The following is a 13,118-nucleotide window of genomic DNA, read 5'->3' as shown; positions in this document are numbered from 1 at the left end:
AGTTTGATAGGCAATTCATGCAGAAATAGAAAGGCGCCGGGATCACCGACGCCTTTTGTGGCAGCAATTCCTGGCACTAGTTGTCGTTACCCCTAGATCAAACGAAATAGTTCCTCGACAACGTTTAGTGACGGTACTCCAGAAGCCTTCGCCTTCTCCATCCGCTAGCGAACAGTGCTTACCCTAACAGTCCTGGATTACGCACGACGACTGGACAAATGGCACCTCACCAGGATGCACGGTTACTCCCTTTGGTCTTTGCGCTTAAAACAGAAGGTGGAAGGGGTTCTCAGGCTTCGTGCGGCGAAAGTCTTCTTCCTGCTGCTTACACCAGGAATCGCCCGTATCGCCGTATTGGGCCACAATATCACATGCCCTGTAAAAGTGAGAGCCGACGACTCCCCAGCCATCACCGACCAAACAAGGAATGTTCAGCTTTGCAGCAACTTCGCGAACAATTGCTGACACTGAATGGTCTGCGCCACCGGTCACAATCTTTAGCTTGTCATATCCAGACTTACGCAGCAGCTCTGGATCTAGAAAACGTTCCAAAACACTTCGATATGCGACCTTGCCTCCTTTTGATTGATCCTTCCCGTTGGAGTGAGTTCGCTGATAAATCCAAGGACCAACGTCTTCACAATAAGCTCCATTCGGGATGAACACCGTAACGTATAAATTATATACTATTATTTTATTATTGTCTAAGAAGCTAGAAGTAATCATGTGCAGCCTAGTCAATACCAAGATGCTTTCCAATAGTTGTGCAACATAAAATAGCCAGACTTATCGGTAGTAAGATTTATTCTTGTCTTAACAAATAATCCATCGATACCCAACCTATCTTTTGTCGCTATAATCTGTTATTTAAATATTGCATTATCCTCTCTTATTATATATACATATATAGAGAAAGACTCTAATGGCAGATTTTAATCATAATAACTAGCTCAGAGAAAACAGGACCAAAGTACCGAAGAAAGCTAAATAAAGAACAGTTTGCTGTTTTACGTTTACTTTATAGATTTAGATTTGCCAGTAGCGCGCAGGTAGCGAAGTACCAGCAAAAGCCACACAGCAAATCTATTCAAAACCGTTTGAAAATACTCGAGGATCAGGGATATATTGCAAAGCGTTATGATAAATCGTATAAGCTAAGAGGCAAACCTGCAGCCTATTACCTACTGCCATACGGTGCCCGGGCGGTACTGAGCGCAGAAAATATAAATACCGCCTCACCACTTTTTGTTGTCCACCTCTATAAAGCCAAGCACGTGTCTGAAGACTTTATTCAACACTGTCTAAATATTGTGAATGTCTTTCTTGCGTTACATGAGCTCTACGGCAACCGGCTCACTTTCTTCTCTAAAATAGACCTGAAGTCCCAAGAACTTGAGGACCTCCCACAGCCACTCCCTGACGCGTATTTCTATATTGAAAGTGCCGAGGAGCGTAAAGAGTACTTTTTAAATATTTTCGCAGATAGCCAGCCCTTCTTTGTGCTTGTACGACGAATTAAGAAATATTTGGAATATGCCGGAAGTAGCGAACGGCCAGCTACCACTCTCCCCACCGTTCTAATGATTGTCGAAAACAGTAGCATCCACAAGCGACTGCGGAAGCGACTTACGAAGGAGGTACGCAGCTCATACGAAGAAGTGGAATTTGCGACGACTATACTAGGCAATTTATTTACTTCCAATTCCCTCGGTAAAGTATGGTTACCAATTGACGAGACATTGGATAGTTTTGAAGATCGAAAGGCAGTACGGTTAGAAGATCTGTAAGTCACTACTTATAAATCATCTGTATCCACTTTCAAAAGAACCCGCCACATAGGAGCTCCGGTTTCAAAAGCATTGAGGTATAAAAATCCCGCTTATCATTCACCGATAAGCGGGAGTCAAACGAGGCTTCAGTGCCGTAAGGCTAGAAGCGGATCCCTAGTATGGAATTTTTAAATCTTCTCTACTCTTACTGCTGCAGTCGTGCATCTAGCTTTTTCATGAGGTCTTCGATTGGAGAGAGACGCCCGTGCTTCACATCTTCAAGTGCTTGCTCAAACTGTTCACGGAGTGATGGTTTTTCCGCCCATAGGCTATAAATCTCGACTGTTGTTACGACTGATTCCAGATCATGAACAGACATAAGAACTGCGGCATCGGCACCATGCTTCGTAATGCGGTGCCTAGTATGCATCTGCTCTACTTCATCGACGAGCTTAGACAATTTATTACGTGCTTCTGCAATACCGTATCGCTCGGTCATGTATTTATTGTAGCATGACAGCATTCCATACTTTTTACTGTAGCGCTATTGAGTTTGTTGACAATACTTATATTAAGGGTTATAGTATAATAATTCCTACCCAAAAAGGGAGTGGCTGTGGAGCAGGACATCCTGGACAGCATTGCCGAGCCCTGCCCCGACTGGGAGGGTAAAGAGGTCTTAGTGACCCTTTACCACCTCTACCCCGGAGTAGCCTCAGCGGTACCGTCGAGCAGGAAGGAAGACGTCGAGGGGTTCCTCGGAACGCTGCGGTGCTTCGAGGACGAGAAGCGCTTCGAGGTGCACGAAGGCGGTGAACTCATCGCCGAGATCCACGCCGTGTACCGCATCGAGGCCGAAGACGGACGACTTTTCATCGAAGGCTGGGTCGGCGACCCGACCAACCACAAGTGGTCGAAGTGGGTCGTAGAAGAGATCCGTTGAGTTATCTCTGGGAGGATAGGGCCGGCATTGCCGGTCCTTCTCATTACCACAAGATTAATATAGCTCCTGTCTGCTTACTAGTTAGGCCCTCACCGGGCTATCATCTTCTCAATAGTATTTAAATTCCTGTTCGTAGTAATAGCTTTGTATCTTGACTTAGAAATTATCTTATTAAACACGGTGTTACTATCGCTTCCTTTTGGCGCCTGCCAGTACACTACCTGATCACCAGCAGCTATGCGCTCGACCGAAGGATCGAGCTCACTCGCATAGTGCACCAATTCCTCTACCGTTGCTTGCGAGCCGCAGAAGATTGCATAGCGATGCTTATCGGTGGCATCGCCAAATGGCCAGGCCGCCACAACCGAAGCGAGCTTTTCTTTTAGAAAAATGAGAACATGGGCCGAATACTTAAATCGTTCGGTCAAAGCTTTTTCAACACCTTCTTTAAGTTCCCCACTCGCTAGGTTTGACGAAAGGGTGACATTCCCCGATTGTAAATAGGTTTTTATATCCTGAACCGGCAAACTTTGCAGACACTGCCGCAGCTCGTTCATCGGTACACGAATCCCTCCCACATTCACGCCGCGTAAAAATATTGCATATTCTCTCATTACTACTAAGAATATCGTACTCATCGCTATCTTGCCAGGAGACCCGCATGCTTATCGATGCTTCGTTCCCGCAAAGCTTTGTCGACCAAAAGCACAACCTTGCACACCAAACAAGCTTACGCTAAAGTTGTAATAACAATATTTACTTTGGGGGCATATGGGCAAGTATAAAGGTTTTACGATCGTCGAGCTACTAATTGTCATCGTGGTAATCAGTATCCTTGCCGTCATCACCATGACCGCCTTTAACGGCATACAAGCAAGTGCCCGCGATACTGAACGCCGAACAGATATAAGACAGCTAGCGCAGCAGCTTGAAGTGTATCATAGCGACAATGGCTTTTATCCTTTATTTTCACAACTGAGCAGTAGTTCATGGCGTGCCGCTAATATGCCGAGTGTTAAGGACGGCCTCGTGACTCCGCCGGGTAGAGCCACACCCGGGATCTTCAATGTTACCTCCCCCACCATCAGTCAGTATGGATATTATACCGTCAATTCTTGTGTCAATGGCCAATGCGCAAAGTACCGACTGCTTTGGAGAAGTGAGGTAACCAATCAGATTGAAACCCACATCGGTGCTACTGGCCTGTAATTTATCCTCACTGTGCGCCGCCAATTCTGCTGACGAATGGAGTTTACGATACGGGAACGACACCTTCAGAAGGCCGTAATGTTGCCAGGCAATTGCCAGGTTCTCGGTGGTTTGGCGTCGAAGGCTACCATTCAGTCTATCTCTTCGGCAGTAACCGCTGTGCACGTGGCGTGGTTCATAACTACTTCACAGCTGGAAGTCTGCCTCCAAGTAACTTCGTCTGTCGTAGAGACGACCGGTAACTACCGGTTCGCTACTTAGTCCTAACGGCTAGCTGCGAACGGCCCGGACCAAAAATCGTGTTCGGGCCATTTTATTGACCTAAAAAGAAACCTGGAATCATTGACTCCAGGTTTCTGTTCAGGTGGCAATTTAAAATTATCTGCCGTAGCAAGCTTCTAGTCCATACGTAACGCGACTATACCTCCGACGCTTCAGATGCAAGGTTCATTTTTCCGACGTTTAGCTGCCATGATGTGCCATATTTGTCGTTAAACCAGGCGTATTTTTCACTAAAGCCGTAATCGTCCAAAGGAAGCATTAGATCGCCGCCTTCAGATAGTTTTTCGTACAGCTCATCAATTTCTTCAACGCTATCGCATTCAACGAAAATTGACACTGCTGGCGAAGCGTTCCACACGTGCTGTTCGTTGTTTTCAGAGGCGAAAAACTCTTGACCATTCAGGGTAAATTGTGCAAATTTCACCATACCCTTGTCGCCGCCGTATTCACCTTCTTTGTAGTGAAGAAGACTGTCGAGCTTCGAGTTTTTAAATACTGAAACATAAAACTTGACCGCTTCTTCAGCTTTACCAGCTTTGTCGTTTACAAAAGTAATATAGGTTGTCATTTTTCCCATAATTATCTCCTTATCTTATTATTTACTTGGGTGTGCTAACCGATTACATGGTAGGCTTACCCTTTCCTTTCTATTAGCTGAATCAGGTTGCCGCAGGTGTCATCGAGTATCGCGATTTTAACGCTATCCATCTGCGTCGGCTTCACCACAAATTCCACACCCAGCGCAGTGAGCCGTTGGTATTCATCGTCAATATTGCTGACACCAAACATGGCCGCCGGAATGCCCTCTTCTGAAAGGCCCCTTTTGTAATCCTGGATAGCCTGGTTTTCACTTGGCTCAAGCAGGAGCTCGGTTCCCTCAGGATCGTCCGGTGAAACGACCGTTATCCACTTATGTTCTCCCATGGAGGTGTTATATTTTTTAATGAAACCAAGCTTTTCAGTATAGAATTCGAGCGCCTTATCTTGGTCGTCAACAAAAATACTCGTCAGAATAATTTTTATTCGGGCTGGTTTAGACGGCTGCATTTTGATCGTTGGTTTATTGTTTAGAATTAGAAAGCGATACTTCCCGCGACGCTCAGACCGAAGCAGCCCTGCGCTCTCTAAGATACCGACGTGCTTCACAATCGCTGGCCGCGACATAGTTAGCTTGTGCTTCATAGCCAGCCGAACCGTCAGCTCGTACAGAGTTTGTTCTTCACGTTCAGTGAACTCATCTAAAATAAGCCTTCTGGTTGGATCGGCTAATGCTTTAAATACTGCATCTTTGCTCATAACACATAGTATATATAACCATATGGTTTCATGTCAAGAGATATATGCCTTTCTTTTAGCGGCTGCGCATGTGAATAACGACAATTGCGTGAGCACTAAGAGCGTAGCACGAAAAGCCCGCCCGAAAAAAGCGAGCTTCCTGCGTTACAGGTCGCAGGACTTGGGCTTTTTGCGGACGGGGAACTAGATGGATAGCGGGCCTACTCTCCAGACAATAACGGCGCCGTTCAAATGGCCCAAACCCTCGATCTGGATGCCATCCACACCTTCAGTGAAGATGAAGCTGGCCGGTTCGCCTTCGGAGTCGATAAGCCATTCGTAAGTCCCTTCTGGCATACGCTCCCGAATCTCGGTAGCGTTGAACCAAACCTTCTGACTGCGGCGGGTCGTCCCCGTGCTGACAGCCAGCAGAATTCGATCGTCTCGCTCCTCCATCATGTCGAAGAACAGATTTACTGCTCGTACGATCTTTTGGGTGTCAGGGTCGAAGAACGAATGGATCATGAAAGGACCGGTGCACACGTGTGCTTCCATCACGAGCACCTCTCAGTGGACAGTGATAACTTATATATTATAATATTACTATACTATAATGTCAATATGCATTTACTAAAAATTAGCTCCCCCCCTTGCTAACGCATTTTCTCAATGCAACAGAGCCGATCCCAACAAGGCCTTGAATAGATACATATAATTACTTAATTGAGAATAATGGCATAAAACATGGTGAGGTATATACAAGTCAATGCCTTAATCTTTGGAAATGCTGCCTGCGTAATCTGACAATCAACCCTTTCCTAGTTATTAAATGTGGCTTCATTGATTTCTGTTATATAATGTCTTTATCCTTCCCGATCTGAGGAGAGTATCGTGACCGTTGATGAACTGCTTGCCAATGCGCGGAAAGCTGAAGAGATCCGCGCGCTGCCTGCTACGGCCGCGCGTGGTGCTGAGGCATATTTCCAGGCTTACTATTTTGTCGCAGTTGACAATCCAAACGAAACCCCAATTACACTCCGGATCATGGCAGATGAGTACCTTTCGATGACTGCGTCTCCGCCTTTAAGCAATGAGGAAGAAGAGGCCTCGGAACTTGCCAGATTTATTCTTAGGCGCCTGAATCCAAGGTGATAAACGAGCCTCGTCATGTTATGACGAGGCTCTTTAATTTAATACCCCTTCGCCGCATCTCGACTCTCGGTCAAGTGAGCGAAGCTCTTGAACTGCTACTAGATTTTTTACCAATCTCATCATGTTCATCAAATTATAGTCTGCTATTAAACAAAAAAATATCCTCGCACCCGGCTAGCATACAACTAGTCGGATGCGAGGATTCAGATGTTACCGCAGGTTGCCGGGAACCTTGGTGAAGTCGGGGTCAGTCGCGTAGCGCGTCGGCTCGTCGGTCGTTTCAGCCGCCTTACTGCCGGGTGCTTCCCCTTCGCTTGCACCGGGCCAGTTGGGCGAACCTATCAGGTACGAAGGGTCAGTGGCGTTAGCCATAATAATGCGCTCCCTACAAATCGTGGATAGATTGCGTGCGAACGTAATGCGCTTATTAGTATACGCTACAGTACTTCGGTGTCAAGCGAGGCAACTGCTGGAGCCTTGCTATAAAACCCCCAAAAAATCCTATTACAAAACTATGCAACCATATGCGCGTAGGCGGTCGGGAATGTAGTTGCGCCACTCGAATACCCAAATCAAAAAGCGGTAATTTGACTATTAGGCTCAAGCAGCATATAGTAAACGCGTTCGCCTCTCATGAGAAGGAGTACCAATGTCCAAAGTGGGCAATGTGGTGGCAATCTTTCCTCTTCCCAGAAAAGATCGCCGAAAGACCGACTATGCGCTACGTGGCCATCTTGACGCCTCACAGATTGAGAGCCTCGATGGGCTACTCAGGCGAAGGCTCGGGGGCAACGCACTAAGCGCTCTTGCATGTCAAGCAAATCACTTGTTGGTTCTAGCAGATAATGGCAAGGCTGACGCCATCGAAGGAAAAGAATTTCCTCTTCTCAGCGCGCTTCGCGACGTTTTATCGGTAACGGCCGACTACAGCGGTGTTATTCAAAGTATTGAGAAGGGTTCGGGTAAGTTCCGCGTTTCGCTTGTGCTGCTGGGAGGACATACTGCGGAGCAACAAATGCACGCAAGCAATCGCCTTACTCGAGTTGAAGGTCTTAGCTCGCCAGGCTTGTACACTGGCTCCTCAACGCTCGCTTTCGACGTTAGCGGTAACCCGAAGAGTAGAATGAAAGCACTGCTTGATGGCCTGCTAAAGGTGGGCATTGCCGCTACGGTCATGCCGTAGCCAGATAGACACGACGCTTCAGCTAAGTCCTGCCCCAACTTAAAATTACAGCGTGACGCAGTAAGATGAACTTTATCTTACTGCGTCACGCTATTCATTTATTTATCCACAAGCATCCAGTGTGCTTACAAAACTGTTAATGAGCTCCCACTTTATACTGAGGCATACCCTCAACTCGTTACCGTAAATAGAATACTTTTAGCTGTAATCATTCCTAACAGTTGCCAAATTGAAGGTGCAGTTTACAACGAAACTGCACCATAGCCAGATCACTTCTTATTGTTATGGCCCTTGTAGCCTCGCTCCACCAAAAGAGCATGAGCTTCTCTGACTGCTGGCGGAATGGTTTGAGCGACTTGCATACCCGTTCGAGTGTATGCGTCTACTCGTTCAATATTGCCGATAAGCCGAGCGGAAATGTATGCGTCGCCTAGCTCGTCGAGGGCTTTTTCTAAAGTCGTCGCCTCATGATAGCGACAAAAGAAATCTACCTTCTTACCCTTCCACTGCGCCAATGCCGTAGCCCTAAAGCGTTTAGTCATGTAAGGTATATGTACCAGAATAACCGAACGGATCGTATGGCCTTTCAAAAGCGCTTGCGACAGGGTAATGTTTTCACCGGTATGCCGTGCGCTTCGTTCGCGGATTATCGCGCTTTCAGGTACGCCTGCCCTTAGGGCAATCTCTGCCATCCGATCGGCTTCAACCGCCGCAAGATTCTTACTGTAGCCTCCCGAAAACACGATTCGCGGTGCCCAGCCGTGCAAGAACAATCTTGCAGCCTCACGCGCAACATTCATATCCTTGCAGCCGCCTGCAATAATAACATCGGCTTTTCTCAGCGGCGACTGCTCAGATAGATAGTCCCAAAGGATTTGCAGAAGTACTTTATCTTGACGAGGCAACATGCCTAAACGCCCTTTCTATTCGTGACAACAAGTCTACTTAACTATATTACGGTTAGCCACTAGCAACAAATTAAAAGTTTTTGGAAAAGACTTTGACGGTTCCTAATTAATCTCCACTAGCTAAGTTTCAAGCATACCAAACGAAAGGTGCACGCGATTTAGTTTCTCTTAGCGGAACACATTAGGTCAAAAATTATTGAGTCAAAAAAATTTGCTTATAGTCAAAGTTATTTTTAGCTACTATACCAACGTACCTTGCAAGCACGAGAGAAAAGGTGACATCATGAAGGTTGTTGTTGAAGGACGCGACCCCGGCTATGAGTTTGACTGCACGAGTTGCCGCTCGAAACTGATCGCCGAGCCGCAGGACATCAGGGTCGGCTACTTCGGCGCCAACTACGGCGGCGATCAGCCGGAACGCTCCTACTACACTGAGTGCGTGGTGTGCGGCCAGACCCGCCGCATCTCGGCAAGCCGTCTGAGCAAGGCCGCGCGCGACCAGGCTGACGCCCGGGAGAATAAGCCCGAGTAGGTAACGCCCTTGCCAACTGCAAACGCTAGCTCCACTGCAAGCTAAGAGGTACTCGCCCTGCATTTCCATTTAGGAGGTGCAGGGCTTTATCAAGAAGGTTATTCCGTTATAATAGTTTTTAGCGATCACTCGAGAACTTAAGGATGCTCATGAAGTTGAATGGCCGGGATGGCAGTACGGGAATATAACCTTTGAGGATGAGGTTGAAGTTAATGTTGAGGAGATGCGTGAACTGCTCGATGATGGCCAGAAGGAGTCCGCAAGCTAGGCTACTCAAACTTTAGCAGAACAAATCTACTTCTCGTCATATCCTATGCGACCACTACCAGTAATTATACTAATCACAGTTTCTTTCGATATATCACCATTCGTTACAGATAAACATATCTTGTGCAAACTCTTGTATCAAGGTATGACACATATTCTACCGATTCAAGTAGATCGGAGTCGTCTCCTGTGTAAGCCTTTTTCCGCAGTCGTGGCTCTGTCTCATAGTCATGATTTATGATTAAAATACATTTTTCGGCCCCAAGCTTTGATTTCCTGATAAAGTGGTTAGTAGCTTGGCCGGTTCGTTCTGGACAACTAAATATCGGACCATTTGCTATTGAGCCAATCAATGAAGCTGATCTAGCGGTGAGCGGACAAGGAACGGATGACGACTTTGCCAATATGACTCTCGATTTTGGCTTTACGTGTAGTGCGCTTGCTAGTACGGGCACGAGCCAAATACAGATAGCATTAATTGCGGCTGGCTTCATAACTACGGCAAGCGCAGCAACACTTTATGCTACGAAGAAGACCGTTTTTAACTCATAACAGGATAGCTGTAGAGCATTCGGTAAGAGTTGTTTCTTTACTTCGCTCGTCAAAATGACTCAAAATAAACCGCTTATGTTCGTAAAAATAATGATATAATTAAAGTCAAGCTAAGCATAAGAAACAAGGGCTTATATGCCAGTGTGGGCTGAAAATAAGAGAGGGCAATAAAGAACATGCGCAGACCAATAGAGCGGTTACACCTTTTTATAACTAATGTGTGCGGCAGATATCTGCCCATAAAAGCACTCCGGCAAAACCCAGGGAGATTACGCAAGTCAAAGGCTTGGTACGCTGCAGGAATTACGGCGCTTGTAGCAACATTCACACTCAGCTCTTTCCTTATCGGTCCAGCCATGGCAGCCACTAACACTACCCTCAAATGGACACCGCAAACGGCCAGTGCTACAGCAATATGGAATTCGGTAGTCTGGTCACCGGAGCTCAATATATTTGTGGCTGCAGCCGTTGGTGCCACAAATAACGTAATGAGGTCGACAGACGGTATTACTTGGACGACACATTCTACGCCTGTAGCAACTAATATTCGCGACGTGGTATGGGCAGCAAGTATTGGTAAGTTCGTAGCAGTCACGCCAACCGGTCTGACTTTTTCGAGTACCGATGGGGCTACCTGGGTGAGCGAGGGTGCCATACCTACACCCCAACAGTGGTGGGAAACGATTACTTGGTCTCCCGAGCTGGGAATGTTAGTCGCAATTAGCTGTGGTATCGGTGGAACTGGTTGTAATAATAACCCCGCAAACCGCGTCGCTACTTCTACAGACGGCGGTGCTACCTGGACGACGCACCCAGACGCTGGAGACTTCCAATACTGGTTTGTAGACTGGTCTTCGGAACTGGGGCTATTCGTGGCAACAGCACAAAATGGCGGCACGCAAGGGGTGATGACCAGCCCCGATGGTATTAACTGGACCCCACGAACGACTCCTGTTGGTGCATGGTGGGGTCTTACTTATTCCCCGGATCTCAACTTATATGTGGTGGTCGGAACAGATGGCAAGATTATGACCTCGCCGGATGCCATTACATGGACACAGCGCACCGCTCCTGTAGCGAACCAATGGCGATCCGTCGCCTGGTCTCCCGAGCTTAGTCTTTTTGTAGCCGTAGGTAACACCGGTACAAACCGCATCATGACCTCACCAGACGGCATCAACTGGACAGCTAGGCCTGCCGTCAACAACAATACATGGAAAGATATTACATGGTCTCCCGCACGCCATGCCTTTGTGGCAGTTGGTGATACCGGCGGTGCCAGTCAAGTAATGACGGGTGCGATGGTAACTGCGACCACCACCTCCGCAACAAGTATTACAGGTTCAACAGCCACTTTACGGGGTGATTACCTCGATAATTACCCCGGCGCTAGCGTTTTCTTCCGCTACCGCGTGGCAGGTTCAGGCGGAGCCTTTACGAGTACTCCAATCCAAAGTGCCCCAGCGCAGGGATCTTTCAGCGCGAATATTACCGGCCTTAGTCCAAATACAACTTATGAATATACCGTAGTTGTGCAATGGCCGAGTGCTACCGGCACCCAAGAAATACAAGGCGGCTTCGAGCAATTTACCACTCTCTTTTCACAAGTCCACTACCGCAAAACGGTTAGCCCTGTAGTTACGAGTATTACCCCTGGCCAAACCTTCACCTATACCGTAGCTGTCGAAAATGTCGGCACCACGCCGCTTACTGGCCTTTCATTCACTGATGATTTAAGTGATGTTGTGGATGATGCAGTATACAACAATAATGTGACCTCTGGCGGCACCGGAACTGCCTCATGGAATGGATCCAACGAGATAAACTGGAATGGGAACTTGGCCATTGGCCAAACGGCTACCATTACCTATTCATTTACCATGAATGATCCGGTTACCGGTAACGGTACCCTAAGGAACAGTGTCGTCGGTACAGGCGCAGGTTCTAACTGTACTGCAAATCCAGCGGTTGACCCAGAATGTATGACGGTCTCACCTCTCCCTGTTATTTCAAGTCAAAAAACTCTTGTTGGCCCTGCAAACCCTAAAGCGGGTGACACGGTAGATTACCAATTCACGATCACTAACACGGGCGGTGCGGCGGCAACTGGCGTTGCAGTGGCAGATAACCTTGTTGGCGTACTCGACGATGCAACTTATAATAACGACGCAAGTGCATCAACGGGTACCATTACCTACGATGCTGGGAGTAAGCGAGTTATCTGGAATGGCGACCTTGCCGCTAGCGGTAGCCCTGGGGATAGTGTCACCGTGAGCTACTCGGTGGATGTAAATGGTGCTGATAATCTAGGCGATGCCATGCTAAATAATGCGCTCATTACCTCTGATTGTCCGAATCCTGCAATTTTTAACCCAGCCACGCCTGGTTACGAAGCAAATTGTGTCACCAGTACGCCAGTTGCCGCCTGGACAGCAGTTAAGACAACCGCAGCAGCAAATGGCATTAAGCTGGGGGAAACCGCCAATTATACAATTACTGTTACTAATACCGGTGCAGTAAACTTAACTGGCGCAAGTGCTCCTGCTCTAGATGATGATCTGACTGATGTTATTGACGATGCTGACTTTGATAGCGCTAATGCCCAAGCAACGATTGGAACTGTAAGCTACGCCAGCCTAACTCTTCACTGGACAGGTAATCTAAATGCCGGCCAAACAGCCACAATTACCTACGGCGCTACAGTGAAGCCACAGGGGAGTCTTGGCAATGCAAGTTTGGCAAACGCCATAGGTGCAGGTCCAATGAACTGTCCAGTAACACCTACCGCTAACCCTAGCGACCCTAGTTTTAATGCCAGTTGTGCTACCTTAACCTCAATTGACACTACTGATCCTGGTACTGGTCCTGGTGGTCCTACGACACCTCCAAACGGCTCATCGTCAGGTGGCTTAGCCGATACCGGCCAAAATATTCTTTGGATTATTCTCGGCGTAGTCATACTACTTGCAGGCGGAATCGTTGGGCTATTTGGCCGCAATATTCGAAAACTACTTAAAAGCAACTAACGGAGCTCCGATTAAATAGC

At 47.4% G+C, this 13,118-nt stretch carries 15 protein-coding genes; 8 read left to right on the top strand and 7 right to left on the bottom strand.

What is annotated here, in order from left to right:
• Positions 1 to 264: 264 nt before the first annotated feature.
• Positions 265 to 552, bottom strand: a complete 288-nt coding sequence (locus VD907_06350; protein HYG84467.1) for a hypothetical protein — start codon at positions 550 to 552, stop codon at positions 265 to 267.
• 377 nt (positions 553 to 929) lie between these two features.
• Between VD907_06350 and VD907_06345 the strand changes: the two genes are divergently transcribed.
• The gene (locus tag VD907_06345) at positions 930 to 1,787 is read left to right on the top strand and encodes a replication-relaxation family protein (protein HYG84466.1); all 858 of its coding nucleotides are present in this window, start codon (positions 930 to 932) and stop codon (positions 1,785 to 1,787) included.
• Positions 1,788 to 1,974: 187 nt separating this feature from the next.
• Here VD907_06345 and VD907_06340 read toward each other — a convergent pair whose 3' ends face one another.
• Positions 1,975 to 2,268 (bottom strand): type II toxin-antitoxin system Phd/YefM family antitoxin, encoded by a 294-nt coding sequence (locus VD907_06340; protein HYG84465.1) that lies wholly within the window; start codon positions 2,266 to 2,268, stop codon positions 1,975 to 1,977.
• Positions 2,269 to 2,385: 117 nt separating this feature from the next.
• Here VD907_06340 and VD907_06335 point away from each other — a divergent pair, with 117 nt between their 5' ends.
• Complete coding sequence (locus VD907_06335) at positions 2,386 to 2,712, top strand: hypothetical protein (GenBank protein ID HYG84464.1); 327 nt, start codon at positions 2,386 to 2,388, stop codon at positions 2,710 to 2,712.
• Positions 2,713 to 2,801: 89 nt separating this feature from the next.
• Here the strand turns inward: VD907_06335 and VD907_06330 are convergent, their stop codons facing one another.
• Positions 2,802 to 3,350 carry a DUF1697 domain-containing protein gene (locus tag VD907_06330; protein HYG84463.1) on the bottom strand — a complete coding sequence of 183 codons (549 nt, stop codon included), beginning with the start codon at positions 3,348 to 3,350 and terminating at the stop codon, positions 2,802 to 2,804.
• Positions 3,351 to 3,483: 133 nt separating this feature from the next.
• Between VD907_06330 and VD907_06325 the strand changes: the two genes are divergently transcribed.
• On the top strand, positions 3,484 to 3,921 hold the full coding sequence (locus VD907_06325; protein ID HYG84462.1) for a prepilin-type N-terminal cleavage/methylation domain-containing protein: 438 nt from the start codon (positions 3,484 to 3,486) through the stop codon (positions 3,919 to 3,921).
• Between the two features lie 418 nt (positions 3,922 to 4,339).
• On the opposite strand, the gene VD907_06320 is transcribed toward VD907_06325, so the two are convergent.
• The 3 genes from VD907_06320 to VD907_06310 form a co-directional block, all read right to left on the bottom strand.
• Positions 4,340 to 4,780 carry a VOC family protein gene (locus VD907_06320; protein HYG84461.1) on the bottom strand — a complete coding sequence of 147 codons (441 nt, stop codon included), beginning with the start codon at positions 4,778 to 4,780 and terminating at the stop codon, positions 4,340 to 4,342.
• 56 nt (positions 4,781 to 4,836) lie between these two features.
• Positions 4,837 to 5,499, bottom strand: coding sequence for a VOC family protein (locus VD907_06315; GenBank protein HYG84460.1), 663 nt, complete (start codon positions 5,497 to 5,499; stop codon positions 4,837 to 4,839).
• A gap of 183 nt (positions 5,500 to 5,682) precedes the next feature.
• Complete coding sequence (locus VD907_06310) at positions 5,683 to 6,033, bottom strand: hypothetical protein (GenBank protein ID HYG84459.1); 351 nt, start codon at positions 6,031 to 6,033, stop codon at positions 5,683 to 5,685.
• Positions 6,034 to 6,369: 336 nt separating this feature from the next.
• Between VD907_06310 and VD907_06305 the strand changes: the two genes are divergently transcribed.
• Both VD907_06305 and VD907_06300 read left to right on the top strand, forming a co-directional pair.
• A complete protein-coding gene (locus tag VD907_06305; protein HYG84458.1) occupies positions 6,370 to 6,630 on the top strand; it encodes a hypothetical protein in 261 nt (86 codons plus the stop codon).
• 649 nt (positions 6,631 to 7,279) lie between these two features.
• Positions 7,280 to 7,813, top strand: a complete 534-nt coding sequence (locus VD907_06300) for a hypothetical protein (protein HYG84457.1) — start codon at positions 7,280 to 7,282, stop codon at positions 7,811 to 7,813.
• A 269-nt stretch (positions 7,814 to 8,082) separates the two neighbouring features.
• Here the strand turns inward: VD907_06300 and VD907_06295 are convergent, their stop codons facing one another.
• Positions 8,083 to 8,721 carry a YdcF family protein gene (locus VD907_06295; GenBank protein ID HYG84456.1) on the bottom strand — a complete coding sequence of 213 codons (639 nt, stop codon included), beginning with the start codon at positions 8,719 to 8,721 and terminating at the stop codon, positions 8,083 to 8,085.
• Between the two features lie 283 nt (positions 8,722 to 9,004).
• Here VD907_06295 and VD907_06290 point away from each other — a divergent pair, with 283 nt between their 5' ends.
• The 3 genes from VD907_06290 (at position 9,005) to VD907_06280 (ending at position 13,098) form a co-directional block, all read left to right on the top strand.
• Positions 9,005 to 9,253: a hypothetical protein gene (locus VD907_06290; protein HYG84455.1), complete on the top strand. Its 249-nt coding sequence runs from the start codon at positions 9,005 to 9,007 to the stop codon at positions 9,251 to 9,253.
• 504 nt (positions 9,254 to 9,757) lie between these two features.
• The gene (locus VD907_06285) at positions 9,758 to 10,072 is read left to right on the top strand and encodes a hypothetical protein (GenBank protein HYG84454.1); all 315 of its coding nucleotides are present in this window, start codon (positions 9,758 to 9,760) and stop codon (positions 10,070 to 10,072) included.
• 356 nt (positions 10,073 to 10,428) lie between these two features.
• Complete coding sequence (locus tag VD907_06280) at positions 10,429 to 13,098, top strand: hypothetical protein (protein ID HYG84453.1); 2,670 nt, start codon at positions 10,429 to 10,431, stop codon at positions 13,096 to 13,098.
• Positions 13,099 to 13,118: the final 20 nt, after the last annotated feature.

The organism is Verrucomicrobiia bacterium (assembly GCA_035629335.1).
GTDB lineage: Bacteria > Patescibacteriota > Saccharimonadia > Saccharimonadales > Saccharimonadaceae > DASUUR01.
Note: the sequence above shows the minus strand (reverse complement) of the source record. Positions and strands in the feature narration are given on the sequence as shown.